Source organism: Acidovorax sp. ST3, assembly GCF_003231145.1.
Taxonomy (GTDB): Bacteria; Pseudomonadota; Gammaproteobacteria; order Burkholderiales; family Burkholderiaceae_C; genus Acidovorax.
In genome coordinates this window covers 1,051,133-1,077,232 of record NZ_QKVP01000001.1, presented here as the reverse complement: position 1 = coordinate 1,077,232, position 26,100 = coordinate 1,051,133, and the positions used below count along the sequence as shown (strand labels likewise).

Annotated in this window: 20 protein-coding genes, 2 tRNA genes and 1 riboswitch; of the genes, 15 read left to right on the top strand and 7 right to left on the bottom strand. The window is 64.3% G+C overall.

Features of this window, described 5'->3' with window-relative positions; all coding sequences use genetic code 11:
- Window positions 1–30 precede the first annotated feature (30 nt).
- Window positions 31–184, bottom strand: a riboswitch (ZMP/ZTP riboswitch).
- Between the two features lie 80 nt (window positions 185–264).
- On the bottom strand, window positions 265–1,110 hold the full coding sequence (locus DNK89_RS04765) for a lytic transglycosylase domain-containing protein (RefSeq protein ID WP_060987343.1): 846 nt from the start codon (window positions 1,108–1,110) through the stop codon (window positions 265–267).
- A gap of 918 nt (window positions 1,111–2,028) precedes the next feature.
- Between DNK89_RS04765 and DNK89_RS04760 the strand changes: the two genes are divergently transcribed.
- Window positions 2,029–4,785, top strand: a complete 2,757-nt coding sequence (locus DNK89_RS04760) for a DUF349 domain-containing protein (RefSeq protein WP_110959081.1) — start codon at window positions 2,029–2,031, stop codon at window positions 4,783–4,785.
- A 156-nt stretch (window positions 4,786–4,941) separates the two neighbouring features.
- Here the strand turns inward: DNK89_RS04760 and DNK89_RS04755 are convergent.
- Together DNK89_RS04755 and DNK89_RS04750 are read right to left on the bottom strand one after the other, a co-directional pair.
- Window positions 4,942–5,026 (bottom strand) — tRNA-Leu (locus tag DNK89_RS04755).
- Window positions 5,027–5,292: 266 nt separating this feature from the next.
- Window positions 5,293–5,377: transfer RNA gene (locus DNK89_RS04750), tRNA-Leu, on the bottom strand.
- Between the two features lie 19 nt (window positions 5,378–5,396).
- Here DNK89_RS04750 and rnr point away from each other — a divergent pair.
- Complete coding sequence (rnr, locus tag DNK89_RS04745) at window positions 5,397–7,730, top strand: ribonuclease R (protein WP_110959080.1); 2,334 nt, start codon at window positions 5,397–5,399, stop codon at window positions 7,728–7,730.
- A 93-nt stretch (window positions 7,731–7,823) separates the two neighbouring features.
- Here the strand turns inward: rnr and DNK89_RS04740 are convergent, their stop codons facing one another.
- Window positions 7,824–8,819: an alpha/beta fold hydrolase gene (locus DNK89_RS04740; RefSeq protein WP_110959079.1), complete on the bottom strand. Its 996-nt coding sequence runs from the start codon at window positions 8,817–8,819 to the stop codon at window positions 7,824–7,826.
- 104 nt (window positions 8,820–8,923) lie between these two features.
- Here DNK89_RS04740 and DNK89_RS04735 point away from each other — a divergent pair, with 104 nt between their 5' ends.
- On the top strand, window positions 8,924–9,673 hold the full coding sequence (locus DNK89_RS04735; RefSeq protein ID WP_110959078.1) for an AraC family transcriptional regulator: 750 nt from the start codon (window positions 8,924–8,926) through the stop codon (window positions 9,671–9,673).
- A 6-nt stretch (window positions 9,674–9,679) separates the two neighbouring features.
- On the opposite strand, the gene DNK89_RS04730 is transcribed toward DNK89_RS04735, so the two are convergent.
- The 3 genes from DNK89_RS04730 to DNK89_RS04720 form a co-directional block, all read right to left on the bottom strand.
- Complete coding sequence (locus tag DNK89_RS04730; protein ID WP_110959077.1) at window positions 9,680–11,197, bottom strand: NAD(P)H-hydrate dehydratase; 1,518 nt, start codon at window positions 11,195–11,197, stop codon at window positions 9,680–9,682.
- An 84-nt stretch (window positions 11,198–11,281) separates the two neighbouring features.
- Window positions 11,282–12,514 (bottom strand): FAD-dependent oxidoreductase, encoded by a 1,233-nt coding sequence (locus tag DNK89_RS04725; RefSeq protein WP_110959076.1) that lies wholly within the window; start codon window positions 12,512–12,514, stop codon window positions 11,282–11,284.
- A 52-nt stretch (window positions 12,515–12,566) separates the two neighbouring features.
- Window positions 12,567–13,922, bottom strand: a complete 1,356-nt coding sequence (locus tag DNK89_RS04720; RefSeq protein WP_110959075.1) for an amidase — start codon at window positions 13,920–13,922, stop codon at window positions 12,567–12,569.
- 187 nt (window positions 13,923–14,109) lie between these two features.
- Between DNK89_RS04720 and rpsB the strand changes: the two genes are divergently transcribed.
- From rpsB to fabZ, 12 genes are all read left to right on the top strand, one after another.
- Window positions 14,110–14,862 (top strand): 30S ribosomal protein S2, encoded by a 753-nt coding sequence (gene rpsB, locus DNK89_RS04715; RefSeq protein ID WP_056067188.1) that lies wholly within the window; start codon window positions 14,110–14,112, stop codon window positions 14,860–14,862.
- 104 nt (window positions 14,863–14,966) lie between these two features.
- Window positions 14,967–15,893: a translation elongation factor Ts gene (tsf, locus tag DNK89_RS04710; protein WP_015013552.1), complete on the top strand. Its 927-nt coding sequence runs from the start codon at window positions 14,967–14,969 to the stop codon at window positions 15,891–15,893.
- 59 nt (window positions 15,894–15,952) lie between these two features.
- The gene (gene pyrH / locus DNK89_RS04705) at window positions 15,953–16,675 is read left to right on the top strand and encodes a UMP kinase (RefSeq protein ID WP_015013553.1); all 723 of its coding nucleotides are present in this window, start codon (window positions 15,953–15,955) and stop codon (window positions 16,673–16,675) included.
- Between the two features lie 49 nt (window positions 16,676–16,724).
- A complete protein-coding gene (frr, locus tag DNK89_RS04700; RefSeq protein WP_015013554.1) occupies window positions 16,725–17,285 on the top strand; it encodes a ribosome recycling factor in 561 nt (186 codons plus the stop codon).
- Between the two features lie 289 nt (window positions 17,286–17,574).
- Complete coding sequence (uppS, locus tag DNK89_RS04695) at window positions 17,575–18,306, top strand: polyprenyl diphosphate synthase (RefSeq protein WP_110959074.1); 732 nt, start codon at window positions 17,575–17,577, stop codon at window positions 18,304–18,306.
- 27 nt (window positions 18,307–18,333) lie between these two features.
- Window positions 18,334–19,188, top strand: a complete 855-nt coding sequence (locus DNK89_RS04690; protein ID WP_110959073.1) for a phosphatidate cytidylyltransferase — start codon at window positions 18,334–18,336, stop codon at window positions 19,186–19,188.
- Window positions 19,185–20,366: a 1-deoxy-D-xylulose-5-phosphate reductoisomerase gene (gene ispC, locus DNK89_RS04685; RefSeq protein ID WP_110959072.1), complete on the top strand. Its 1,182-nt coding sequence runs from the start codon at window positions 19,185–19,187 to the stop codon at window positions 20,364–20,366. Before DNK89_RS04690 ends, ispC begins: the two co-directional genes overlap by 4 nt.
- A 29-nt stretch (window positions 20,367–20,395) precedes the next feature.
- Complete coding sequence (gene rseP / locus DNK89_RS04680) at window positions 20,396–21,760, top strand: RIP metalloprotease RseP (RefSeq protein WP_110959071.1); 1,365 nt, start codon at window positions 20,396–20,398, stop codon at window positions 21,758–21,760.
- A 45-nt stretch (window positions 21,761–21,805) separates the two neighbouring features.
- The gene (gene bamA / locus DNK89_RS04675; RefSeq protein ID WP_015013559.1) at window positions 21,806–24,103 is read left to right on the top strand and encodes an outer membrane protein assembly factor BamA; all 2,298 of its coding nucleotides are present in this window, start codon (window positions 21,806–21,808) and stop codon (window positions 24,101–24,103) included.
- Complete coding sequence (locus tag DNK89_RS04670) at window positions 24,103–24,624, top strand: OmpH family outer membrane protein (protein WP_015013560.1); 522 nt, start codon at window positions 24,103–24,105, stop codon at window positions 24,622–24,624. Before bamA ends, DNK89_RS04670 begins: the two co-directional genes overlap by 1 nt.
- Before the next feature lie 24 nt (window positions 24,625–24,648).
- A complete protein-coding gene (gene lpxD / locus DNK89_RS04665; protein WP_110959070.1) occupies window positions 24,649–25,632 on the top strand; it encodes a UDP-3-O-(3-hydroxymyristoyl)glucosamine N-acyltransferase in 984 nt (327 codons plus the stop codon).
- Between the two features lie 16 nt (window positions 25,633–25,648).
- Complete coding sequence (fabZ, locus tag DNK89_RS04660) at window positions 25,649–26,089, top strand: 3-hydroxyacyl-ACP dehydratase FabZ (RefSeq protein ID WP_015013562.1); 441 nt, start codon at window positions 25,649–25,651, stop codon at window positions 26,087–26,089.
- Window positions 26,090–26,100 lie beyond the last annotated feature (11 nt).

The following is a 26,100-nucleotide window of genomic DNA, read 5'->3' as shown; positions in this document are numbered from 1 at the left end:
GCAGTCCTATGAACTTGTGTCCCTTGAAACAAGGGCTGCCCAGGCGAACGGCTGAACGCACGGGGCAGGGCCCCTGCGGCACGCTTCCCAGTGGTTCACAAGAAGTAGGTTCTTGCTGGTTTCCACGTCAGCGGCTACATCCAGTGGCTGAATGCAGCGCCTATCGCCAGTCGCGTACCTCATTAGTGTAGCCGACACGGCACTGCTACACCGCCGAAACCGCCGGGGGCCAAGGTTGTTACCCGGGCGCCGGGAGCCTGCCTGTTACAGGCCCGGTGTCAGCAAAGCCACCTTGTCGCTGACCGCAGCCGGTGCTGGGGTGCGAGGTGCCGCTGCAGGGATGCTCTGCACAGGAGCCTGGGTAGACAGGGAGGGAGGGGGGTTGAAGGGCACTGCGCGACCACCGGCCACCTGGCGCAGGCGGAAATGTTCCGCCATCACCTTGGCGGCGTAGCCACCATCGTCGGCCATGTTGCCCGCGCCCACATAAAAGCGCAGGCCACCTTCCAGCGATCCTGCGCGGGCGATGCACTCTTGCAGCACCTTCACGCCAACCCGCAGGTTGCTCACCGGGTCAAAGGCGGCAAAGTGGCCGCCAAAGTTCTGGTACTTGTCGGTGTGCACGCGGGTCATCACCTGCATCAGCCCTTGGGCGCCCACAGCGCTTTCGGCAAACGGGTTGAAGCTGGACTCGATGGCCATGATGGCCAGGATCAGCGTGGGGTCGATCTTGGCGCGGGTGCCAATCTCGTAGGCCTCGGCCACCAGGGCGCTGAGGGGCTCTGGCGCCACACGGTACTTCTTGCTGAGCCAGAAGGCCACGGCAGCCTGCTCTTTGGGCAGGTCTTTGGGGTTCACTGCCGTAGCGCGCTCGCTGGCTTCGGGTTCGATGGGCATGCCCAACATTTCTACCTGGCGGGCTTGCAGCCAGTTCATCAGTTGCTCTTCACCTGCCTGGCGCAGATCGGGCCGTGCTGTGAGTGCAATGACGACAAAGGCAACGGCCAGGCCGATGAGGGCAAAGCTGTTGTGGGTGATTTCAAGAAAACCTTCGGTCACGTCGGCCGCGAAAGTTCGCACGCCGGAGACTATTTTTCCTGACGCTGTCATAGCTCTTCCTTTCTGAGGCGGGCCAGCGGAGCGGAGCAGTCACGGTGGACGGTGCTTTGCTGGCAGATCGCCTGGATTGGTACGCCATCAAGTCCGGGCTGCACGTCTGTGGAGTGCTTGGCGCCCTGGATTGACTTAGCCGGGTTCGGCAGCGATTGGGGTTTGTACTAGCCCCGTTTTTGGGGCTGGCGGATTCTAGAAGCTCACTAAATGCATAGTCAATACTAACAACTCAATATTTAAGACATAAAAATTATGAAAAATCTGTAAAAAATCACAGTTTTTCTGAGCCAAGCGCTGTTTTTCGTTGGGAGCCGCCGTGCAGCGGCTGACATCCGCATGTCAAATTCAATCGGGCTTTTCGCCGCCATTGAGAATCCGATTTGAGTTGGCGAAGCGAGTTTGATAAGGTGGAGGCGCCTGTAGATTTCAGGCATCGCCAGACGAAGCGAAGTCTCCCTCCGAGGGCATTCAGTGCCAAGGTGCAGCAGATGCCGCTTCCATGGCAACCCCTGGAGGCAATACCTTGCCTCCGCGCCATGCGGACCTTTCTCTCCGCATCGCGACCGATGGCAAAGACCGTTGTGTCAGCCGTCAAGCCCGGCGGGCAGGCCCTTCAGGCACTGCTCGTCGGGCTTTCTTATTGGTGTGTCGCCTTGTGGGTGGGCGGCACAGTCTTATATATAGATAATGGGGGCTGTTCCCTAGAGCGGCGACCCTTCGCCCGGATTGCCGGGCGGCATCCTCGCCGGGCCTTGCTCCAGATCACCCTGCAGGTGTGGAGGAGGCAAGCCGCTACGGCCTCTGGCCCAATCCGGTGAAAATAGCCCTTTTGTTGCTCTGGCGCGCGCTTGGCGCGGTCGCTCGGGCACGGCACTAGGCTCTGCGCCTGGGATGCCTTCGTAATCCATTGGATCCATGTTTCCATTTTTTTCCCGCAGCAAAATGTCCGACGCACCTGAAGTGAATCCGGCCCCCGCCAAAACCCATGAGCCGCATCCGCTCGATGCGCTCACTGGTGGCGCTTTCTCTGCCGCCACCTCGGGCGAGCGTGCCTCCCGCATCCGCGACTGGCTGGCCACGCAGCCATCGCCTGAGCAACTGCAAGAGGTGTTCAAGGAGCTGAGCGGACGTGACAAGGGCGCGGCCCGTGCCGTGCGCGAACGCTTGGACGAAATCCGTCGCGCCAAGGGGCAGGAAGCCATTGCGGCCGAATGGGCTGAAAAAGCCCAGGCCCTGCTGGCGGCCCCCAAGCTCAATATTGCGGATGCCCTGGCCTGGCAGCGGGATGCCGCCAAGGCTGGTGCCCCGTTGTCGCGCGAGCCGTTGTCGCTGCTCAAGGTGCAACTGGCCGACCGCGTGAAGGTCATCGAAGACCTGCAGCACCGGGTCCAGGTGCAGCGCGAGGCGGCTGTGTTGCTCGCACAGCGCATCGAAGTGCTCTCGACCAAGCCCTGGCGCGATGCACAGGCTGCGCTCGAACTGCTGCGCGCCGATGTCGCGCGCTGGCAGGAACAGGCCCAGGGGCTGACGGGTGATGCCAGCTGGGCGAGTGTGGAAGCCCGGTTCCCGCCGTTGCTCGATGCCTCGCGCACCCAGCTGCTGGTGGTGTGGGAGGCTTTCCAGCCTGCCGTGGCGCAAGCGGCCGCCGCCGCAGAAGATGCTGCTGCACCCCTGCCTCCTGTGCCGGTGTGGGCGGACGAGCTGCGCGCCGCACGTGGCTTGCCCACTGCCGCTTCTGAGGCGGCCGCCGCTTCTGCCGCTGCCGGCAAGCCCGCGCGTGCTGCCAAGCCCAAGGTGGCGCCGGAGGTGATTGAAAAAGCCCACCAACTGGTGCGCGATGCCTTGGCGACGCTGGAGAAAGAAACGGCCGAAGGCCACGGCAAGGCCAGTGCCGGCGCTGCCGCTGCGCTGCGCGCCGTGCTCAAGGTGCATGGCAAGCACATTGACAACGCGCTGGAGCAACAGGTGCACACGGCGCTGGTGGCTGCTGGTGAGCTGGAAGGCTGGCAACGCTGGAGTGCCGACCAGGTGCGTGAGGAGCTGGTAGCCAAGGCCGAAGCGCTGCTCAACCGCCCCGAAGGCCAGGCCTTGGGTGGCCGCAAGATGCAGGAGACTCTGCGCAGCCTGCGTGAGCAATGGAAGCAGGCGGACCAGGGCGGTGCGCCCAACCACGCGCTCTGGAAGAAATTTGACGAGGCCTGCAACGCAGCGCACAAGGTGGTCGAGGCCTGGCTGGACAAGATCCGTGCTGAAGCGGCTGAGCACAAGGCTCAGCGCCTTGCGCTGATCGAAGAGGTCAAGGCGTGGGCGCAGGAGCATGCTGCGTCGGGCGACTGGAAGGCCATCAACCGCGCGCTGTACCAGTTCGGCGACCGCTGGCGCGAAGGCGGCCATGTGGGTGAAAAAATCTTTGCCGAACTTCAGCCCCTGTGGAAGCAGGCGATCGCTCTGGCCGCAGCGCCGCTGGAGGCAGCGCAGAAAGAAAGCCTGGCACGTCGCCACGCAATGATCGAAGAAGCCACGGCACTGGGCGCTGCGCCTTCGCTGCGCATCGATGCCGTCAAGGCGCTGCAGCAGCGCTGGCAGGCAGAAGCCCAGACGGTGCCTCTGGATCGCAAGCACGAACAGAAGTTGTGGGATGCCTTCCGCAAGCCTATTGATGAGGCATTCAACCGCAAGTCGGCCGACCGCGAGCGCGCTGTCACGGAACTGAGTGCGCGGGACCGCGTGGTGCTGGACGCGTCCAAGGCCCTGGAGGCTGCCAACGCCACCGGTGATGCGCAGCAGATTCGCGCTGCCATGCAGGCACTGGAAGCCGCGTTGCGCGGCCAGGCCCAGGCGGCGGAAGCGGTTGCCACGGCCAACAAAGACGCTCAGTCGCAGGCTGAAGCGCAGTCGGTTGCGGCGCCAGCCGCGGCTGAAGGGGGGGTGGAGGCGGTAGAAGGTGGCGATGCAGCGGCTGCGGCCCCCGCAACACCTGCTGCTCCCAAGCCTGCCGCGCGGCCCGTGGTGGCGGTGCGCGGGGATGACCGCCCCGGCATGAAGAAGGATGCTCCGGCGGCTCCTGGCCGAGGTGCTCGACCCGGTGATCGTCGCGATGGCCGTCCGGGCGACCGTGACGGTGCCCGCGGCCCGCGTGCGGATGGCCGCATGGCGGATCGTGGCGACCGAGGAGGCCGCTTTGGTGATCGCCCTGCGTTTGAGGACCGTGGCCCGCGCCTGGGTGACACGGCATTCCGTGCCCAGCGCGAGGCGATGGAGCATGCGCAGCTGGCGCTGAAGAAACTGGCGGCCCAGGCCCACGGTGAAGCGTTGACGCAGCTGCTGACTGCCTGGGAAAAGCGCGATGCAGCGCTGGTGCCCGCTGCGCAAGAACTGGGCTCGGGTGTGACGGCATCGGTGCGCAGCGCCTGGACCCAGGCGTTGTCTGCGGCGCCCAAGGGCGATGCTGCGGAGGCCATGCTGCGCCTGGAGATGGCGGCGGAGGCGCCAACGCCGGCGGAGCACATTGCTGCACGGCGCATGCTGCAACTGCAACTGCTGACACGCCGCAATGATCCCGCACCAGCCCAGACGTGGGGGCAAGATGTGGCGCGCGTGTTGGCAGGCCCCAGTGATGCGGCCAGCGCACGCCGTTTGCAGAACGTCCTCAAGACGCTGCTGCGCAAATAAACGAAACGCAGGGAGTGTGCGCACCGCGGTGCGCATGCCGCCGCGGCATCAGACAGAAAAACGAGATCGCGTGCGGTCTCGTTTTTCTTTTGGGTGCGCGCGCGTGGGCCTGGAAAACAAAAAAGCCGTTGCGAATGCAACGGCTTTTTATGTGTTTGGTGCCCAGGAGAGGACTCGAACCTCCACGATGTTACTCGCTAGTACCTGAAACTAGTGCGTCTACCAATTCCGCCACCTGGGCTTTCAGATCAGCTTTGAATTATAGGATGTTTTTTGGGGCATCCGGAGAACTTGCTCATTTTTTTGAAAATTTTGTGCGACGGTCCAGGTGTGATGGCTGGCTTGTCACGGTCACCACAAGCTCCCGCATGGCCCGACCGCCGCGCCGGGTCTGGCCCGGCAGAGCTGGATGTTTTTGCGTGTGCATAACGCGCCGGAAAATAAAAAAGCCGCTGTGTGTGCAGCGGCTTCGATATTTTGAAAACCTTGGCTGGTTCTCGTTAAACTTGGTGCCCAGGAGAGGACTCGAACCTCCACGATGTTACTCGCTAGTACCTGAAACTAGTGCGTCTACCAATTCCGCCACCTGGGCATTTCAGGAAAGACTAAGATTGTATAACAAAAAATCCACCCCCGGCACGCAGCCCGCTCCACATTTGTCGCAAGAGATCGAAGGCAGCGTGCAAGGGCACCGTGATGGACACGGTTTCGTCATCCGCGACGATGGCGAAGGCGATATCTATATTCCCCCGAACGAAATGCGCGCCGTCCTGCACAAGGACCGCGTGCGTGTGCGCATCGTGCGCCAGGACCGCCGTGGCCGGCCCGAAGGCCGCGTTGTGGAAATCATCGAGCGCCCGCCACAGCCCATCATCGGCCGCCTGCTGCAGGAAAGCGGTGTCTGGCTGGTGGCGCCGGAGGACAAGCGCTACGGCCAGGATGTGCTGATTCCCAAAGGCGCTACCGGCGCCGCCAAGCCGGGGCAGGTCGTCGTGGTCGAGCTGACCGAACCGCCTGCGCTGTTTGGCCAGCCCGTGGGCCGAATCACCGAGGTGCTGGGTGAAGTCGACGACCCGGGTATGGAGATCGAGATCGCCGTGCGCAAGTACGGCGTTCCGCACGAATTCTCGGAGGAATGCCTGGCCCAGGCCAAGGCCCTGCCCGACAAGGTGCGTGCGCAGGACAAAAAACGCCGCGTAGACCTGACCGACGTGCCTCTGGTCACCATCGACGGCGAAGACGCGCGCGACTTCGACGACGCCGTGTACTGCGAGCCCGCCAAGGTCGGCCGCAGCAAGGGCTGGCGCCTGCTGGTGGCCATTGCCGACGTGAGCCACTATGTGGAGACCGGCAGCGCCATCGACATCGACGCCTACGACCGTGCTACCAGCGTCTACTTCCCGCGCCGCGTGATTCCCATGCTGCCAGAGAAGCTCAGCAACGGCCTGTGCTCGCTCAACCCCGAGGTGGAGCGCCTGTGCATGGTCTGCGACATGCTGGTCACGGCCAAGGGCGAGGTGCACGCCTACCAGTTCTACCCGGCTGTGATGTTCAGTCACGCGCGCTTCACGTACACCGAGGTGGCGGCCATCCTTGCCAACACGCGCGGCCCCGAGGCCAGCAAGCGCAAGGACCGGGTCAAGGACCTGCTCAACCTGCACGACGTGTACCGCGCGCTGCTCATCGCGCGCCAGGCACGCGGCGCGGTGGACTTCGAAACCACCGAGACACAGATCGTTTGCGACGAAAACGGCCGCATCGAAAAGATCGTGCCCCGCACCCGCAACGACGCACACAAGCTCATCGAAGAGGCCATGCTGGCCGCCAACGTGTGCAGTGCCGACTTTATCGCCCAGGGCGGCCAGCCCGGCCTGTTCCGCGTGCACGAAGGCCCCACGCCCGAGAAGCAGGAGATTCTGCGCAATTACCTCAAGGCCATGGCTGTGGGCATGACGATTGGTGACGACCCGAAGCCGGGCGACTTCCAGGCGATTGCCGAGGCGACCAAGGAGCGGCCCGACGCGCAGCAGATCCACACCATGCTGCTGCGCTCCATGCAGCAGGCCATCTACACGCCCACCAACAGCGGGCACTTTGGCCTGGCCTTTGATGCCTACACTCACTTCACCAGCCCCATCCGTCGCTACCCCGACCTGCTGGTGCACCGGGTCATCAAGGCCATTCTGAACAAGACGCAGTACAAGCTGCCTGCGCTGCCCACACCGGGCGAGGCGCATGCCAAGCTGGCCAAGCGCCTGGCTGCGCGCGTGGCTGCCCCCGGCACCAAGCCACGCAAGGATGTGAAGCCGCCCAGCCGCGATACGCAGGCCTGGGAGGCTGCTGGCCTGCACTGCAGCGCCAACGAGCGCCGCGCCGACGAGGCCAGCCGCGACGTGGAAGCCTGGCTCAAGTGCAAGTACATGCGCGAGCACCTGGGCGAGGAATACAGCGGCGTGGTGAGCGCCGCGACCAGCTTCGGCATCTTCGTGACACTCGATGCGATGTACGTCGAAGGCCTGGTGCACATCACCGAGCTGGGCGGCGAATACTTCAAGTTCGACGAGGCACGCCAGGAACTGCGCGGCGAGCGCACCGGCATCCGCTACGCCATCGGTGCCCGCGTGCGGGTGCAGGTGAGCCGTGTGGACCTGGATGGCCGCAAGATCGACTTCCGCCTGGTGCGCGAAGGCGAAGAGCTGCTGGGCCGTGCGCTCAAGGACAAGGGTGTTGGCACTGATGGTGTGGGTGGCGGGGCGCGTAAGGCCGGTGGCCGTGCGGGTGGCCGCAAAGCAGACAAGGGTGCTGCGATGTCAGCCACCGAAAAGGCGGGCCTGGCCCGCGAGCGCGCGGCGCGTTCGCCCATCCAGTCGCTGAAGGCGTCGGTGAAGAAGGCGGTGGCTGGCAAGTCCAGCAAGGGCAGGGCGCGCAAGCCACGCCGGGGCTGATCGGCTGCGAACCCTCGGGCGCTGATTACTGAATCAGAATGCTCACTAATTGATAGCTGCTACCGCTTGATGGGCGGGCGGTAGCGGCCATTTTTATTGAATTTCCGGGGGTGCCAGCGCGCTGGACGGGGCAAGGCCCTCCAGAAAACGCGCATACCGCTGCGCCGTGTCGGCGGGCGCTTCCATCATGGGCAGATGGCCGATGCCGGGCAGGGCCTCCAGTTGCGCTTGGGGCAATAGCTTTTGCAAAGGCTGAAGGCCCGAACGGTCAAACACGCGGTCTTTATCGCCCCACAGCACGAGCACGGGGTGCTTTTGCAGGCTGCCCAGCCGCTGCTCCAGCAGGTAGCGGTCTTTGAGCTGCGCATCCCACAGGCGGGCGTTGGACTGGGCATTGCGCAGTGCTGCCTGTTCCGTGGCGTGCAGGATGGGATACGGCAGGAACGGGCGTTTTTCAAACACCAGGTCCATCATGGCGCGGAAGGCTGCGGCGTCGTGGGCCACCAGCGGGCGCTGCCCGGCATCGATGAGCCGGTCCATCGTGCTGGGCTGTGGTGAGCGGATGCCATGGGGCGCGCCGATGAAAGCCACGCTGGCCACACGCTCGGGGTGCTGCAGCGCAAACAGCGCGGCAATGGTGCCGCCCATGGAGTTGCCCGCGAGGTGGGCCTTCTCAATGCCCAGCGCGTCCAGCAGCGCGCCCAGGCGTTGGATGTGCGCGGCGTAGTCATAAGGCTGGTCGTCCAGCCGCGTGCTTTCGCCAAAACCGGGGAAGTCTGGGGCAATCACCCGGTACTGCCCAGTGAGGGGGCGCGCAAAATCCACCCAATGGTCCTTCTCCGCAAAAATGCCGTGCAGCAGCACCAGGGGCGTGGCGCTCGGGTTGCCGGGCGCCGGTTGGGATGGCGCACCGCTGTCCAGGTAGTGAATGGCGTGCAGCGCAGCAGTGGTGGTTTTCTCTTCCATGCCCGAGAGGCTGCGGTTGAGGTGGAGCAGGGGCTCCTTCAGCAGCGACGGTGCGCCGTAGTAGAGGCCTACGCAGCACAGGGCCAGAGCGGCGGCAATAGAAAAGAAGGCAATGCGTTTCAAGAACCAGTCTCCAAAAGAACGATGGGATGCGTGGCGCTGCGAGGGCGCGCTGGGGCCGGGCAAGGCTACCGACAACCGTGCCGCAAGACTTGTAGGTTTGGGCTATGCCGCAGCGCACGAACACCCTGACGCTGGGCATTGACCGCGCGCTGTATGTGGGCGAGATCCCGGCTACGGGTTGGCACTGCCATGCATCGCCCGTGCTGCTGATGGGGCTCTCGGGCCGGTTTGCGTTGCACTGGGGTGCGGGGCGGATGGAGACCTGCCACAGCGCGCTGGTGGATGCCGGGGTGGAGCACCTGTTCGACCCCTGGGGTGAAGTGGTGGCGCTGGTGTACCTGGAGCCCGACTCGCCGGAGGCGCGCAGCCTGCGCAGTGTGTTCCTGCAGCAGGGTGGCGTGTTGTTGGATGTGGCGGCGCCGGTGGGGGCGCGTGCGGCCATGGAAGGCCATTTGCGCACCTTCGATCTGCCGGCCCTGCTGCACCGCCACCTGCTGCAGGCGGCGCCCCCGCTGGACCTGCGCGTGGCCCGCAGTCTGCACGCCCTGCGCCGCCCGCAGCACGAGCAGGGGCGCCTGGCGCGGGCGGGGCTCGCGTCCGAGGCACAGCTGTCGGCCTCGCGCTTCAACCATTTGTTCCGCGCCGAAATGGGTGTGAGCCTGCGCAGCTACCGCGTATGGTCGCAAGTGCGGCTGGCCATGGCCGGGCTGGCGGTCAGCCCGCGCCTGACGGATGCGGCGCTGCACGGCGACTTTGTGGACTCGGCGCATTTCAGCCGCATGTTCCGCCAGACCTTTGGCATGACACCGTCGAGCGTGCTCAAGCCGCTCAAGCAGGTCACGCTGTTGGATTGACCCCTGTCACCCGCCCACGCGCCGCGCCAGTGCGCTGGCGGTAAGGGCCAGGCCTGCGGGCCACACATCTGCAGCCTGTCCGTGCTGGTACACCGCTTCGCTCGCTGCACGCAATGCGCTGGCGCCAGCGGCCAGGTGCGCGCCCACCATGCCCGCCAGCACATCGCCCGTGCCCGCCGTGGCCAGCCGCGCGTTGCCGGTGGGGTTGATGGCAGGGACGCGGTCGGGCGCGGCAATCACGGTGCCCGAACCCTTGAGCACGGCCACGCAGTTGAATTGGTCTGCAAGTTGTTGCGCCGCATCCAGCCGGTCGGCCTGGACTTCGGCGGTGGTCAGGCCCAGCAGGCGCGCTGCCTCCAGTGGGTGGGGGGTGATGACCGTGGGCTGCCCGTGCTGCCCACGCGCCACCACCAGCGCATGCAATGCGGCCTGGGTGGCGATGGTGTTGAGTGCGTCGGCGTCAAGCACCAGGCGCGCTGCGCGGGCAATGACCTCGGGCAGCACGTGTGCGATGGCCTGGCCGCCGCCACAGCCGCAGACCACGGTGAGCTGCTCTAGCGCCAGCGCGTCAAAGCGGCGCAGCATCAGTTCAGGCTGCTGCAGGTCCAGTTGCAGATGTCCGTCGTCCAGCAGCGCCACCAGCACCCGGCCCGCACCGCTGTGCAGGGCCGCCGATGCGGCCAGCAGGGCGGCGCCTGCCATGCCCATACCGCGTGCCACCAAACCCTCGCCACCCACCACGGCGACATCGCCATAGCTGCCCTTGTGGCTGGCGTGGGCGCGTGGGGTGGGCAGGGCGGGGCCGGAGAGCCAGGCGTTGGGCGGCTCATGCCCGGGAGCCACGCCCAGGTCGTCCAGCCACACCTGGCCTGCTGCGTCCCGCCCGGTGGCGGTGAACAGGCCGGGCTTGAGGTTGAGCAGACTCAGCGTGTGGCGTGGCGGGGGCGGGCGGTGGTGCGGGGTATCGGGCGCGAGGCCCGCAGCAAACTGGCCGGTGTCTGCGTCCAGCCCGCTGGGCAGGTCCACGACCAGCACGGGGGCCAGACTGTGGTGCAGGGCTTGCAGACAGGCCTGGAGTCGGGCATCGGGCGTGCGCGAGGGGGCTTGGGGTGAAGACGAGACGCCAATGCCCAGTAGCGCATCGATGCACAGGTCGTTGGCATCCAGGTCGTCGGGTGCGGCATCGGCCCAGGCCACGCCTGCATCACGTGCGCGCTGCCAGGAAGCTCTGGCGTCGGCCGGGGCCGTGTCGGGTTGGCCCAGCCAGGTCACGACCACTTTGCGGCCACTGCGTTGCAGGTGCATCGCAGCCTCCAGCCCGTCACCACCGTTGTTGCCGGGGCCGCAGGCAATCCACACGGTGCGTGCGTGCGGTGCCAACGCCTGGGCCAGTTGTGCGACGGCCAGGCCGGCACGTTGCATGAGGGTGTGTGGGGGCAGGGTGGCCGCCGCCGCTTTCTCCAGGCGGCGTGTGGCGGCTGTGTTGAACAGGGGGTGGGGCTGGTGGGGGGTGATGCGGTGCATGGGGCGAGGGCAGGGGCACTGCAAACGGCAGGCGCCTGCCATTGTGCGCCGCTGCTTCCCGCTTTGAAAATATTCCAGGCGGGGTCAGAACCGCCGCATGCCCAGCCCGTCCAGCGACACCTCGGGTTCGCGTTGCGCGATCAGGTCGGCCAGTGCCCGGGCACTGCCGCAGGCCAGGGCCCAGCCGCCAGCGCCGTGGCCGGTGTTGAGCCACAGGCCCGGCACGCCGCTGGCGCCCACCACCGGGGCTCCGTCGGGCAGCATGGTGCGGGCGCCGCGCCAGATCTGCAGGTTGGATGAGAGCTGCGCGCCCCCGGGGAACCAGTCGTTCAGCGTGCGGTACAGGCGCTGCAGTGTGGGGGGGTGGTGCTCGGCATCGGCCCCGGCCAGTTCAGCGCCACCGGCAATGCGCACGCGCTGGCCCAGGCGGGTGATGGAGATTTGCTGGCCCGCATCCACCACGCTGGCGCGGGGGGCGTGGGTGGATTCGCGCAGCGGGGCGCTCACGGAGTAGCCATACACAGCCGCCATGGGCAGCCCCAGGCCCAGTGCGGGCAGCAGCGTTGCCGATGCCATGCCGGCGCACAGCACCACGGCATCAAAGCGGCGCAGGTCTGTTTCGCCCTGCAGCACCACGCCGGTGGGGCTGGTGCCGACGCGGTCCACCCGGGTGTTGAACACAAACTGCACCCCTGCGCCTTGGATGCCCTGGCGCAGCAGCTGCGCGAACAGGCGGCAGTTGCCTGCGTGCGCATCGGGCAGGTGGATGGCACCCGCCAGCGGCGTCTCGGGCGACAGGCCGGGCTCGATCTGGCGCGCCGCATCGGCGTCGATCTCGCGCAGGGCCACGCCGCTGTCGCGCAGCACTTGCAGTGCGGGCTGCAGGCGGGCGCGGTCTTCATCAGTGCGCAGCAGCACCAGGCGGCCGTCGCTGGCTTCAAAGTCCAGCTCGTGCTGGCTGGCAATGGCCTGCAGGCGCGCCTGACTGTATTGCGCCAGGCGCTCGACAGCGGCGGCCGGGGCGCTGTTGCTGCGCGCCGTGCTGCGCCAGCGCCGCAGCCAGGCCCAGTTGGCACGGGTCAGGCCGCCTGCCACGCGCAGGGTGGCCTGTGCGCCCATCAGCCGCAGCGGCTGGCCGAAGCCCGGCAGCGCCCAGGGGCTGAGCAGGTGGGGCGCCAGGAGCCCGGCGGTGGCAAAGCTGGCCTCCTCGGCGGCCGCGCTGCGCTGTTCAAACACCGAGACTTCATGGCCGTCGCTGGCCAGTTCGTACGCGGTGGTGACGCCGACAATGCCGGCGCCCACGATGGCAATCTTCATGAATTTGGGTGTTTTTGGCTTCAAGCGCTAGTGGATCATGCGCCGGTAGCTATTATTTTTGTAGTGTTTGCTCGATCTGCAGGCTGATGTTGAGCACCGTGTCATCCCTGAGCGCCCCGTGCCAGACCATCAGCCCGACCGGGAGTTCCCCTTGCACGTGGCAGGGGAGCGACAGCGCACAGCCGTCCAGCAGATTGACCACACTGGTGTTGCGAAGCATCAGGTTGTTGACGCGGAAGAACTCGGCATCGCGGGCGGCGTCCCGGGCCTTGTCCGCACCATCCGCAGGAGCGACATCGGCCAGCAGCGGCGCCACGATGGGCACGGTGGGGGAGAGCAGGGCGTCGTAGGGCTCCATGTCGGCGAGCATGCGCGCAATCCATTGCTGGCGCGCCTGCAGCAGGTCGATGTATTCCCAGGCCATCAGTGTGGCGCCTTTTTCGATGCGCATGCGCACCCGGGGGTCGTAGCGGTCGCCGGCGCGCTGTAGTAGCTCGCGATGCCACGCGTAGGCTTCAGGGGCGGCGAAGCCGTAGGCGGGCTGCTCCAGTATGGCGGGCAGGGCGATGGTGTCGATCTGGGCGCCCGCCTGGCGCAAAGCTTCCACACTGCGTTCAAAGGCGCTGGCCACGGTGGCGTCCAGTCCGTCGAGGAAGAGGGTGGATGGCACGGCCAGCCGGTATTGCGACAGCGGAGCCAGACTGCGCGTCACGCGCCGGGCGGCCAGCACCTCGTGCGCCACGATGGCGTCGCGCACGGTGCGCGTCATGGCGCAGGCAGTGTCCAGGGTGGTGGACAGCGGCACGGCGCCCGCGGTGGGCACCAGCCGGGCCGTGTTCTTGAAACCCACAATGCCATTGAGCGCCGCAGGAATGCGGATGGATCCACCGGTGTCCGATCCCAGACCGATGAACGCGGCGCCCGTGGCCACCGATACCCCGGCGCCGGACGAAGACCCGCCGGGCACGCGGGGCCCGCCGGGCAGGGCGCCAAAGCGGGCATCCCAGGCAGCAGGCGTGCCGTAGTGGGGGTTGACGCCGACGCCAGAGAACGCGAACTCCACCATGTTGGTGCGGCCGATCAGGTTGGCACCTGCTGCGCGCAGGCGGGCCACGGCCGGGCAGTCCTCGGCTGCTGCGGGAGCGTCTGCGAGCGCGGTAGAGCCCGCCGGAGTAGGTCGCCCGGCGATGTCAAACAAGTCCTTCACCGACACGGCCAGTCCGGCAAGAGGCAACTGAGTCACACCCGGCTGCACCGCCGTGGTGCGCGCTTCGTCAAACAGCGTGCGGACAAAGCTGTGGGCGTTGGAGGCAGCCTGGGCGGCGTCGATGCAGCGCTCCAGCTCGGCGGGCGCGGTGGTGGCGCCGTCCCGCAGTTGCTCACGGGTGGCGATCAGGTCAGGGAGCATGGGTGTGCTAGAATCTTTGGGTTTTGCTGGGAGCAGTAGCGCAGTGGTGCAAAGTTTGCACAACCCGCGTGGCCGCTGCGGCAAGACCAATCGCAAAGCAGCCCTGTCAAGGTGTTGCGGTGTTCGTGAGGATCACGGCACTGCAAATATTGGGGCTGATTTTAGACCTAACCTTTGGAGTATTTTTATGTCCGTTACCATGCGCGAAATGCTGGAAGCCGGTGTCCACTTCGGTCACCAAACCCGCTTCTGGAACCCCAAGATGGCTCCCTACATCTTCGGCCATCGCAACAAGATTCACATCATCAACCTGGAAAAGTCGCTGCCACTGTTCCAGGAAGCCCAAAAGTTCGCCAAGCAATTGGCTGCCAACCGCGGCACGATCCTGATGGTCGGCACGAAGCGCCAAGCCCGTGAAATCCTGGCCACCGAAGCGCAACGCGCTGGCGTGCCTTTCGTGGACCAGCGCTGGCTGGGCGGTATGCTGACGAACTTCAAGACCGTGAAGACCTCGATCAAGCGCCTCAAGGACATGAAGGCTCAGCAAGAAGCTGGCCTCGAAAACCTGAGCAAGAAGGAGCAACTGACGTTCTCCCGCGAAATCGAAAAGCTCGAAAAGGACATCGGCGGCATCCAGGACATGGCTGCTCTGCCCGACGCCATCTTCATCATTGACGTGGGTTTCCACAAGATCGCCGTGGCTGAAGCCAAGAAGCTGGGCATTCCGCTGATCGGTGTGGTCGATACCAACCATTCGCCCGAAGGCATCGACTATGTGATCCCCGGTAACGACGACTCGGCCAAGGCCGTGACGCTGTACGCCCGTGGCATCGCTGACGCGATCATCGAAGGCCGTGCCAACGCCGTGAACGAAGTCGTGAAGGCTGCAACCGCAGAGAGCACCGACGAATTCGTGGAAGTGCAAGAAGCCGCTGCCTGATAGCCCGGCTGCGCGATCCGTCGCGAACAAAAGCGGGGCCCCTGGTGAGCCCCCTTTTTTTTAGCTGAATCCAATCGATCGAACTGAACACTGAAGGAACAAAGATGGCTGCAATTACCGCAAGCATGGTGGCTGAACTGCGTGGCAAGACCGACGCTCCGATGATGGAATGCAAGAAGGCCCTGACGGAAGCCGACGGCGACATGGCCAAGGCCGAAGAACTGCTGCGCGTCAAGCTCGGCACGAAGGCTGGCAAGGCGGCATCGCGCGTGACGGCCGAAGGCGTGGTCGCCAGCTACATCGACGGCACCACGGGTGCTCTGGTCGAAGTCAACAGCGAAACCGATTTCGTCTCCAAGAACGACAGCTTCATCGCCATGGCCAACGCGGCTGCCAAGCTGGTGGCACTGCACAACCCCGCCACGGTGGAAGCCCTGGGTGCACTGCCCTACGAGCAAGACAGCTTCGGCCCCACGCTGGAAGATGTGCGCAAGGGCCTGATCGGCAAGATCGGCGAGAACATGTCGTTCCGCCGCTTCAAGCGCTTCAGCGGCTCCAACCTGGCTGCCTACCTGCACGGCTCGCGCATTGGTGTAGTCGTCGAGTTCGACGGTGACGCCACCGCCGCCAAGGACGTTGCCATGCACGTGGCCGCCATGAAGCCCGTGGCCCTGACCAGCGCCGACGTGCCTGCCGACCTGATCGCCAAGGAGCGCTCGGTTGCTGAAGGCAAGGCCGACGAAGCCAACAAGGAACTCGTGGCAGCTGGTAAGCCCGCACAAAGCGCCGAAATCACGGCCAAGCGCATCGACGGCGCTGTGCAGAAGTACCTCAAGGAAGTCTCGCTGGCCGACCAAGTCTTCGTGAAGGCGGCCGACGGCAAGCAAACCGTGGCCCAGATGCTCAAGGCTGCCAACACCAATGTGAAGGGCTTCACCCTGTACGTGGTGGGCGAAGGCATTGAGAAGAAGGTCGACGACTTCGCTGCTGAAGTGGCTGCCCAGGTGGCTGCCGCCAAGGCCGCTGCCTGATCGTTCCCTGCAGTAACCACCCCACCCAAGCCTCGCACCACTTACCGGAGAAATTTCCCATGTCCCACGCCGCACCAGCCCACAAGCGCATTTTGCTCAAGCTGTCTGGTGAGGCGCTGATGGGGGATGACTCCTTCGGTATCAACCGCGCCACCATCGTGCGCATGGTCGAGGAGATCGCCGAAGTGACCCGCCTGGGTGTCCAGGTGGCTGTGGTGATCGGTGGGGGCAATATTTTCCGTGGCGTCGCCGGGGGCTCGGTCGGTATGGACCGTGCTACCGCCGACTACATGGGCATGCTGGCCACCGTGATGAACGCCCTGGCCCTGGCCGATGCCATGGACAAGCAGGGCCTGGTGGCCCGCGTGATGTCCGCCATCGCCATCGAGCAGGTGGTTGAACCCTATGTGCGCCCCAAGGCCCTGCAATACCTCGAAGAGGGCAAGGTCGTTGTGTTTGCCGCTGGCACGGGCAATCCCTTTTTCACCACCGACACCGCGGCAGCCTTGCGCGGTGCGGAGATCGGGGCCGAGCTGGTGCTCAAGGCCACCAAGGTGGACGGCGTTTATACTGCCGACCCTCAGAAGGACCCCACGGCCACCCGCTACACCAAGCTGAGTTTTGACGAGGCCATGTCCCGCAACCTGGGCATCATGGATGCGACCGCTTTTGCCCTGTGCCGCGACCAGAAGCTGCCGGTGAAGGTGTTCTCGATCATCAAGCATGGCGCCCTGAAGCGCGTGGTGATGGGTGAGGACGAGGGTACGCTGGTTTACGCTTGATCACGATGGATGGACCTGCACCGGATGCAGGTCGGCCTCAGGAGAAAACATGACGATTGCCGACATCAAGAAAACCGCTGAAACCAAGATGGACCAGTCCATCACAGCGTTCAAGAACAACCTGCAGAAGATCCGCACGGGCCGCGCCAACCCCGCACTGCTGGACACGGTGCAAGTGGAGTATTACGGCTCCATGGTGCCTCTGAGCCAGGTGGCCAACGTGGCGCTGATCGACTCCCGCACCATCAGCGTGCAGCCCTGGGAAAAGGGCATGGGCGCCAAGATTGAAAAGGCCATTCGCGAAAGCGATCTGGGTTTGAACCCGGCCTCCATGGGCGACCTGATCCGTGTGCCCATGCCTCCCATGAGCGAAGAGCGCCGCAAGGAAATGACCAAGCTCGCTCGCAACGAGGGCGAGAGCGCGAAGATCGCCGTGCGCAACCTGCGCCGCGATGCCAACGAGTCTGTCAAGAAGTTGGTCAAGGACAAGCTGGCGTCCGAAGATGATCAGAAGCGCGCCGAAACCGACGTGCAGAAGTTCACCGACAAGCACATCGCCGAGATCGATGCGCTGGTGGCCGCCAAAGAGCAGGAAATCATGGCGGTCTAGAGCGTGTTATGCGCTTTTACGTGCCCGCGTTGGCCCCACACGCAGGTGATCGCAAGGCGCAGTGCGCAGCCAAGACCGGGGTCTTGGCAAGCGCTGCAACGCCGCGAGTGCCTGTGTGTGGGGCCAACCCTTTGGGAAAGTCGGGGAAAGGCCCGGCTACGTCGTTGCAAGCCGCTTGCGGTATTCATACCGCGGCGCGTCCTGCGCCTAGTTGCCGGGCCTTTCCCCGACTTTCGCGGGCACATAAAAGTGCATCACACGCTCTAGGCCCCAGGGCTTGAACATTTCCATGTCTGCATCTCCGGTGGTGCCACACCACATTGCCATCGTCATGGATGGCAACGGCCGATGGGCCACGCGCCGCTTTTTGCCGCGCCTGGCGGGCCATAAGCAAGGGGTTGATTCACTGCGCCGCTGCGCACGCGCTTGCGTGCAGCGCGGCGTGCGTGTGCTCACCGTTTTTGCGTTCTCTTCTGAAAATTGGAATCGCCCTGCCGACGAGGTCTCCGGCCTCATGGAACTGCTGGCGATGGCCCTGGCGCGCGAGGTGCCGCAGCTCAAGAAGGACGGTGTGCGTCTTCATTTTGTGGGCGAGCGGGACAGCCTTTCGCCCAAGGTACGAGACGGTCTGGGTCAGGCCGAAGCGGCCACGGCGGACAACACACGCCTGGTGCTCAACGTCTGCTTCAACTACGGAGGCCGTTGGGACATCGCCCAGGCGGCTGCGTCGCTGGCTGCGCGGGGTGAGCCCATCACGGAGGCCAGTCTGCACAGCGCGATGGGGCTGGCCCATGTGCCAGATCCCGATCTGATGATCCGTACCGGGGGAGAGATGCGGATCAGCAACTTTTTGCTCTGGCAGTCGGCATACTCCGAGTTCTTCTTCAGCGACCGGTTGTGGCCCGATTTCGATGAGTCCGCCCTGGACGAAGCCATCGACGCCTTCAGCCGCCGCGAGCGCCGTTTTGGCAAAACCTCTGAACAGATTCTGTCCGCGCATCCTGATCCGATGCCGGGTTGAGAACCTGAACAGGTTCTGAAAGCCCCCATGCTTCAACAGCGCGTCATCACCGCCTTGGTTCTGCTGGCCATTTTGCTGCCGGCGCTTTTCTATGCCAACACCGTTCCGTTCACGCTGGTTGTGCTGGTTCTGATGGCTGCCGGTGCCTGGGAATGGGGGCGTCTGAGCGGTTTTGGCCAGGCGGGCTCCGTGGCCGTGGGTGTGGCCTGTGTGGCCTTGTGTGCTGGGTCGTGGGCGTTGGGCTGGGTGGATCGTCCGTTGACAGCCCTCTGGGTGGTGGGCGGCGGGCTGTGGGTTCTGGCGGCTGCCTGGCTGCTCAAGGCCGGAGTGCCCGGCTGGCCCCGCATACCAGCCGGTGTGCGTCTGGTGGCTGGCGTGCTCGCCTTGTGGCTCGCGTGGCTGGCCGTGGTGCAGGCCCGCAATGTGGGCATCAACTTTTTGCTGTCGGTGCTGCTGCTGGTGTGGGTGGCCGACATCTTTGCCTACTTTGCGGGACGCGCATTCGGGTTGCGGTTTACCAAGGGCAAGCTGGCGCCCTCGATCAGTCCCGGCAAGAGCTGGGAAGGTGTATGGGGCGGCCTGGCAGGGGTGATGGTGATGGCCTTCGTCTGGGTAGCGGCGGATGCCCACTGGCAGGCGTCGGTGCCCAGTTTTTACAGCCGCATGGCGCAGCAGGGCTGGTGGTTGCTGGTGATTGCGGCGTTGTTCATGGTGGCCATGAGCGTGTCGGGTGACCTGGTGGAGTCGCTCATCAAGCGCAGCGCCGGAGTCAAGGACAGCAGTGGCCTGTTGCCTGGGCACGGTGGCGTGCTCGACCGCGTGGATGCCTTGTTGCCCACACTGCCCCTGGCCATGATGCTCACGAGCCTGACAACCCTATGAAGAAACAACGACTCACCGTTCTCGGTTCCACCGGCTCTATCGGGACCAGCACACTGGATGTGGTGGCGCGCCACCCGGAGCGCTTCGAGGTATTTGCGCTGAGTGCGGCGATGCAAGTGGATCTTTTGCTGGCGCAGTGTGCGCAGTTTCGCCCGCGTTATGCGGTGATGGCCAGCGCTCCGCATGCGGCTGTCTTGGCTGAAAAATTGCAGGCAAACGGCCTTTCAACGCAAGTCATTCAAGCGCAAGATGCTCTCGAAATGATAGCGTCACACGATGATGTGGATGCCGTGATGGCTGCCATCGTGGGGGCGGCCGGTCTTGCTCCCTGTCTGGCTGCGGCGCGTGCGGGCAAGCGATTGCTGCTGGCCAACAAGGAGGCCCTGGTGGTGGGCGGCGGGTTGTTCATGCAGACCGTGCGCGACGGTGGCGCCACGTTGCTGCCCATTGACAGCGAACACTCGGCCATCTTTCAGTGCCTGCCCGAAGACCCCACCACCTGGGCTGACCGTGTGGACAGCATCCTGCTCACGGCTTCGGGCGGCCCGTTCCGCCAGCGGGACCCTTCCACGCTGTCACAGATCACCCCTGACCAGGCCTGTGCGCACCCCAACTTCTCGATGGGACGCAAGATTTCCGTGGATTCGGCCACGATGATGAACAAGGCGTTGGAGGTCATCGAGGCCCGCTGGCTGTTTGACCTGCATCCGGACCAGATCAAGGTGGTCATCCACCCCCAGCAGATCATCCACTCCATGGTGCAGTTCAAGGATGCCTCCATCCTGGCGCAGCTGGGGACCCCTGACATGCGCGTGCCGATTGCCTGCGGCCTGTCCTGGCCCGAGCGCATCACCAGCGGGGCCAGCAAGCTGGATTTCTCGACCCTGAGCGCTCTCGCGTTTGAAGACGCAGACGCCGTGCGCTTCCCTGGCCTGCACCTGTCCTGGCAGGCGCTCAAGGCGGCCGAGGGGACCACCGCCGTGCTGAATGCGGCGAACGAGGTGGCTGTGGGCGCCTTTTTGTCCGGGCGGCTGCGTTTTGACCATATTCACGCGGTCAACCTTGCAACTTTGGATGCCGTTTCGCCCTCCAAGCCCGATTCGCTGGCTGCATTGCTGGATCTGGATACCCAGGCCCGCCATGCGGCAGAACATGTGGCGGGCCGTCTGGCTGCCTGATTGCCGTCCCGTTCAGGAACTCTCCATCCATGCTGCTCACCATCGCTGCCTTCATTGTGGCCCTCGGTCTGTTGATTGCGGTGCACGAATATGGGCACTACCGCGTGGCGGTGGCCTGTGGGGTCAAGGTGCTGCGGTTTTCGGTAGGCTTTGGCAAGCCGTTGCTGCGCTGGCAGCCGCAAGGGTCTCCCACGGAATTCGTGATCGGTGCGTTTCCCCTGGGGGGCTATGTGCGCATGCTGGACGAGCGCGAAGCGCCTGTCGCCACAGAGGAGCGGCATCTGGCCTTCAACACTCAGCCCCTGCGCTCGCGTGCAGCCATCGTTGCCGCCGGGCCCATCGCCAATTTGTTGCTGGCAGTGCTGCTGTATTCGGTGGTGAACTGGAACGGGGTGGAAGAACCCCGGGCCATTCTGGCGAGCCCGGTCGCGGGTTCGGTGGCGCAAAGTGCCGGCTTGCGGGGCGGTGAACTGGTAGAGCGCGCCGCATTGGGGGCAGAAGACCTGGAGCCGGTGCGTTCGTTTGAAGACCTGCGGTGGCTGCTGACCCGCGGTGCGCTCGAGGGACTGAATGTTCGCCTTGATGTGCAGTCCGCCCAGGGGGCGGGCCACCGCGAGGTGGTCCTCGACATGTCCCGCATCGACAGCCGTGAGGCCGACGCCCAGCTGTTCCGCAAGGTCGGCATCCTGGGACCCTGGACCCGCCCCGTGCTGGGCGAGGTCATGGCGCAAAGCGCTGCCGAGCGTTCTGGCCTGCGCTCCGGCGATCTGGTGCTCAAGGTGGGGCAGACCGATGTGGTGGACGGCCAGCAGTTGCGTGAGCTGATCCGGCAATCGGTGCGTGGCAATGAACCGGTGGCGCAGCCCTGGCGCGTGGAGCGCGGCGGCCAGGTGATCACGCTGGATGTACTGCCTGATGCCGTGATCGAACCTGGCAACACGGTAGGGCGCATTGGTGCCTACGTAGGGGCTGCCCCTGAGTTCGTGACGGTGGACTACGGCTTGGTCGATGGCCTGTGGGGCGGCGTGGTGAAGACCTGGGACGTGTCGTTGCTCACCTTGCGCATGATGGGGCGCATGGTGATCGGCGAGGCGTCGCTCAAGAACCTGAGTGGGCCCTTGACCATCGCCGACTATGCAGGCCGCTCGGCCAGCATGGGGCTGACGCAATACCTCATTTTTCTGGCCCTGATCAGCGTGAGCCTCGGGGTGCTGAACCTGCTGCCGCTGCCTGTCTTGGACGGTGGGCACCTGATGTATTATCTTTGGGAGGGTGTCACGGGCAGGGGCGTATCGGACGCATGGATGGAGCGGCTGCAGCGTGGAGGCGTTGCAGTCCTGCTGGTCATGATGTCCATAGCCCTGTTCAACGATATCACCCGGCTCTTTGGCTAACACTTTTGCCGCGCTTGCCCTGCAACTGCGGCTCCCGCTTCATTCATGAAAAAACACATCAATCGCCTGGGCGTGCGTACTGCATCGGCCGTTGCAGCCATGATTTTTGTCGCCAATGCGGCATGGGCTCTGGAGCCATTCAAGGTGCAGGACATTCGCGTGGAAGGCTTGCAGCGTGTGGAGCCCGGCACCGTGTTTGCATCCATGCCCCTGCGGGTCGGTGACGACTACAACGACGAAAAAGGCGCTGCCGCAATCCGTGCGTTGTTCGGTCTGGGACTCTTCAAGGATGTGCGCCTGGAGGCCAGCGGCAATGTGCTGGTGGTGGTGGTTGAAGAGCGCCCCACCGTCGCTGATGTGGACTTTGCCGGTGCCCGCGAATTCGACAAAGATGCCCTCAAAAAGGCCATGCGTGAAGTGGGCCTGACGGAAGGCCGCCCGTATGACAAGGCGCTGACCGACCGCGCTGAACAAGAGCTCAAGCGCCAGTACATCAACAAGAGCCTGTATGGCGCCGAGGTGGTGACCACGGTCACGCCCATCGAGCGCAACCGGGTGAACCTGACCTTCACGATCACGGAAGGTGAGCCTGCACGCATCAAGGAAGTGCGCATTGTGGGCAACAAGGCGTTCAGCGAATCCACGCTCAAGGGCCTGTTCGACCAGGACACGGGGGGCTGGCTGAGCTGGTACACCAAGTCTGATCGCTACTCGCGCACCAAGCTCAATGCCGACCTTGAAACCCTGCGCTCCTATTACCTGCAGCGAGGCTACCTGGAGTTCCGTGTGGACTCGACGCAGGTCGCCATCTCTCCGGACAAGCAGGACATCTCCATCACCGTCAATGTGACGGAAGGCGAGCGGTATGTGGTGTCGGGCGTCAAACTCGAAGGCAACTACCTGGACCGTGAGGACGAATTCAAGTCGCTGGTGACCATCCGCCCCGGCGAGCCCTACAACGCGGACCAGGTGACCGAAACCACCAAGGCCTTCTCCGAGTATTTCGCCCGGTTTGGTTTTGCATTTGCCCGCGTGGAGGCTGTGCCCGAAATCGACCGCGAGAACAATCGCGTCAATTTTGTGCTGCAAGCCGAACCGGCACGCCGCGCTTATGTGCGCCGCATCAACGTCAGTGGCAACAACCGCACGCGTGACGAAGTCATTCGCCGTGAGTTCCGCCAATACGAGGCCTCCTGGTACGACGGCGACAAGATCCGCCTGTCCCGCGACCGCGTGGACCGTCTGGGCTTCTTCACGGAAGTGAACGTGGAAACGCAGGAAGTGCCTGGCTCTCCCGACCAGGTCGATCTGGTGATCAACGTGGCTGAAAAGCCCACAGGTTCGCTGCAACTGGGTGTGGGCTTCTCCAGCGCCGAAAAGGCGTCGCTCTCGTTTGGTATCAAGCAGGAAAACATCTTTGGCTCGGGCAACTACCTGGGCATCGACGTCAACACCAGCAAGTACCGGCGCACTCTGGTCTTCAGCACCACCAACCCGTACTTCACGCCCGAAGGCATCTCGCGCACGCTCGATGTGTACTACCGCACTGACAAGCCTTACGAAGACCAAGGGGGCAACTATCAGCTGGTTACCACTGGGACCTCCGTGCGTTTTGGCGTGCCTTTCAGCGAGACCGATACGGTGTTCTTTGGCGGCGGGCTGGAACAGACCCGCATCAAGCCCGGCACGAACATCCCGGCCACCTACCTGTTCTATGCCGACAAGTTCGGCTACAGCAGCACGTCGATTCCATTGACCGTGGGCTGGTCCCGCGACGATCGGGACAGCGCTCTGGCGCCCAACTCCGGTCGCTATCAGCGCCTCAATTCCGAATGGTCTGTGGCGGGCGATGCGCGCTATGTGCGGGCCAACTACCAGTACCAGCAGTACATCCCGCTCAACAAACGCTTCACCATTGCCTTCAATGGCGAAGCCGGTTACGGCAAGGGCTTGAACGGTCGCCCATTCCCGGTGTTCAAGAACTTCTACTCGGGCGGTCTGGGCTCGGTGCGTGGTTTCGACCAGGGTACCCTCGGCCCGCGTGATGTGACCGGTGCTTCCTTGGGCGGCCCCAAGAAGATCACACTGAACACCGAGCTGATTGCTCCGTTCCCGGGTGCTGGCAATGACCGGACCCTGCGTGTGTTCACGTTCCTGGACGTGGGCAATGTGTACGGCGAAAACGACAAAGTTACCTTCAGTGACATGCGTGCCTCCGTGGGCTTGGGTCTGAGCTGGATTTCGCCACTTGGCCCCTTGCGTTTGGCGTTTGCGCAGCCGGTGCGCAAGTTCGCCGGCGATAGAATCCAGAAACTGCAATTCCAGATTGGAACGTCTTTCTAATGAAATCCTTTTCTCGCCATCTCTCCGTGGCCTTGCTGCTGGGCGCCGTCGCCATCGCAGCCCCTGCACAAGCGCAAGAGTTCAAAGCCGGTTTCGTCAACACCGATCGCATCTTCCGGGAAGCCACCACAGCCAAGGCTGCGCAGGCCAAGCTGGAGCAGGAGTTCTCCCGCCGCGAGAAAGAACTGGTGGACATGGGCAATACCCTGAAGACCGCCAGCGACAAGTTTGAACGTGAAGCGCCCACCATGGCCGAGAGCCAGCGTACCGCGCGCCAACGCCAACTGGTGGATCAGGACCGCGACTTCCAGCGCAAGCGCCGTGAATTCCAGGAAGACCTGAGCGCCCGCAAGAACGAAGAGCTGTCGCAAGTGCTGGAGCGCGCCAACAAGGTGGTCAAGCAGGTGGCTGAGGCCGAGAAGTACGATGTGATCCTGCAAGAGGCCGTCTATATCAATCCCAAGCACGACATCACCGACAAGGTGATCAAGGCCCTGAATGCCGCTGCTGCAACCAAGTAAGCCGCTGCGCAGGACAGGTGGCGCGTGAGCAGCTTGCTTCTCGGGCACATCGTTGATGCGCTCGGTGGTTCGCTGGAAGGGGGAGCGCGGGAAACCGCCATCGCCCGCATCGCGCCACTGGAGGTTGCAGGCCCGGGAGACCTCAGTTTTCTGAGCAACCCGCGCTACCAACAGCAACTGGCCGCCTCCCGGGCGGCCTGTGTCATTGTGGCGCCTGCCATGCGTGATGCCGCACTGGTGCGCGGCGCATGCATCGTGGCCGACAACCCGTATGTGTACTTTGCCCGCGCCACCCAGTTGTGGCGCCAGTGCAATGCGCCCGCGCGGCCATCGGGTGTTCACCCCAGCGCAGTGGTCGATCCCACGGCGCAGGTGCACCCCTCGGCCACCATCGGCCCGCTGTGCGTGGTCGAGCGCGGGGCAAGCATCGGTGCGGACACTGTGCTCAAGTCCCGCGTCACCGTGGGCGAGGACTGTCATGTCGGTGCGCGTTGTATCGTCCACGCGGGCGTGGTCATCGGGGCCGATGGTTTTGGTTTTGCGCCGGAGAACGGGCAATGGGTCAAGATCGAGCAACTCGGTGCCGTGCGCATCGGAGACGATGTCGAGATCGGGGCCAACACCTGCATTGATCGGGGTGCGCTGCAAGACACGGTGATTGAAGACGGCGTGAAGCTCGACAACCTGATCCAGATCGGCCACAACGTGCGCATCGGCAAGCACTCGGCCATGGCCGGGTGCGTGGGTGTCGCGGGCAGTGCCACCATCGGGGCACATTGCACTGTGGGCGGTGGCGCCATCGTGTTGGGGCACCTGGAGTTGGCCGACAACGTGCATATCTCGGCCGCAACGGTGGTTACCCGCTCTCTCACCCGGCCTGGCCAGTACACCGGCATGTTCCCCATCGACGACAATGCGCGCTGGGAAAAAAACGCTGCCACACTCAAACAATTGCACAGCCTGCGCGAGCGCATCAAGGCGCTGGAGCTGGCCCTCAAGGCAGCATGAACGGAAGAACAACTCGATGATGGATATTCACGCAATTCTCAAACAACTGCCCCACCGCTACCCGTTTTTGCTGGTGGACAAGGTGATCGAGTTGGAGAGCAACACCCGCATCAAGGCCATCAAGAACGTCACGTTCAACGAGCCCTATTTCATGGGGCATTTCCCCGGCCGTCCGGTGATGCCGGGTGTGTTGATCCTGGAGGCATTGGCCCAGGCCGCCGGTTTGCTGGCCTTTGACGCCATGGGCAAGGTGCCCGATGAGAACAACATCTACTACTTTGTCGGTATCGATGGCGCGCGTTTCAAGCGCCCCGTGGAGCCGGGCGACCAGCTGGTCCTGACCATCACCATCGACCGCGTGCGCGGCGGCATCTGGAAGTTCAAGGGCGTGGCCAGCGTGGGCGAAGAGGTGGCTTGCGAGGCCGAACTCATGTGCACCATGCGCGCTGTGGGTTGACCGGTTCAGAC

What these genes read in the sequence shown, in the direction of transcription:
- DNK89_RS04765 (WP_060987343.1), bottom strand. Translation starts at nt 1,110, where the DNA reads ATGACAGCGTCAGGAAAAATAGTCTCCGGCGTGCGAACTTTCGCGGCC.
- DNK89_RS04760 (WP_110959081.1), top strand. Translation starts at nt 2,029, where the DNA reads ATGTTTCCATTTTTTTCCCGCAGCAAAATGTCCGACGCACCTGAAGTG.
- DNK89_RS04735 (WP_110959078.1), top strand. Translation starts at nt 8,924, where the DNA reads ATGCCGCAGCGCACGAACACCCTGACGCTGGGCATTGACCGCGCGCTG.
- DNK89_RS04730 (WP_110959077.1), bottom strand. Translation starts at nt 11,197, where the DNA reads ATGCACCGCATCACCCCCCACCAGCCCCACCCCCTGTTCAACACAGCC.
- DNK89_RS04725 (WP_110959076.1), bottom strand. Translation starts at nt 12,514, where the DNA reads ATGAAGATTGCCATCGTGGGCGCCGGCATTGTCGGCGTCACCACCGCG.
- DNK89_RS04720 (WP_110959075.1), bottom strand. Translation starts at nt 13,922, where the DNA reads ATGCTCCCTGACCTGATCGCCACCCGTGAGCAACTGCGGGACGGCGCC.
- rpsB (WP_056067188.1), top strand. Translation starts at nt 14,110, where the DNA reads ATGTCCGTTACCATGCGCGAAATGCTGGAAGCCGGTGTCCACTTCGGT.
- tsf (WP_015013552.1), top strand. Translation starts at nt 14,967, where the DNA reads ATGGCTGCAATTACCGCAAGCATGGTGGCTGAACTGCGTGGCAAGACC.
- pyrH (WP_015013553.1), top strand. Translation starts at nt 15,953, where the DNA reads ATGTCCCACGCCGCACCAGCCCACAAGCGCATTTTGCTCAAGCTGTCT.
- frr (WP_015013554.1), top strand. Translation starts at nt 16,725, where the DNA reads ATGACGATTGCCGACATCAAGAAAACCGCTGAAACCAAGATGGACCAG.
- uppS (WP_110959074.1), top strand. Translation starts at nt 17,575, where the DNA reads ATGTCTGCATCTCCGGTGGTGCCACACCACATTGCCATCGTCATGGAT.
- DNK89_RS04690 (WP_110959073.1), top strand. Translation starts at nt 18,334, where the DNA reads ATGCTTCAACAGCGCGTCATCACCGCCTTGGTTCTGCTGGCCATTTTG.
- ispC (WP_110959072.1), top strand. Translation starts at nt 19,185, where the DNA reads ATGAAGAAACAACGACTCACCGTTCTCGGTTCCACCGGCTCTATCGGG.
- rseP (WP_110959071.1), top strand. Translation starts at nt 20,396, where the DNA reads ATGCTGCTCACCATCGCTGCCTTCATTGTGGCCCTCGGTCTGTTGATT.
- bamA (WP_015013559.1), top strand. Translation starts at nt 21,806, where the DNA reads ATGAAAAAACACATCAATCGCCTGGGCGTGCGTACTGCATCGGCCGTT.
- DNK89_RS04670 (WP_015013560.1), top strand. Translation starts at nt 24,103, where the DNA reads ATGAAATCCTTTTCTCGCCATCTCTCCGTGGCCTTGCTGCTGGGCGCC.
- fabZ (WP_015013562.1), top strand. Translation starts at nt 25,649, where the DNA reads ATGATGGATATTCACGCAATTCTCAAACAACTGCCCCACCGCTACCCG.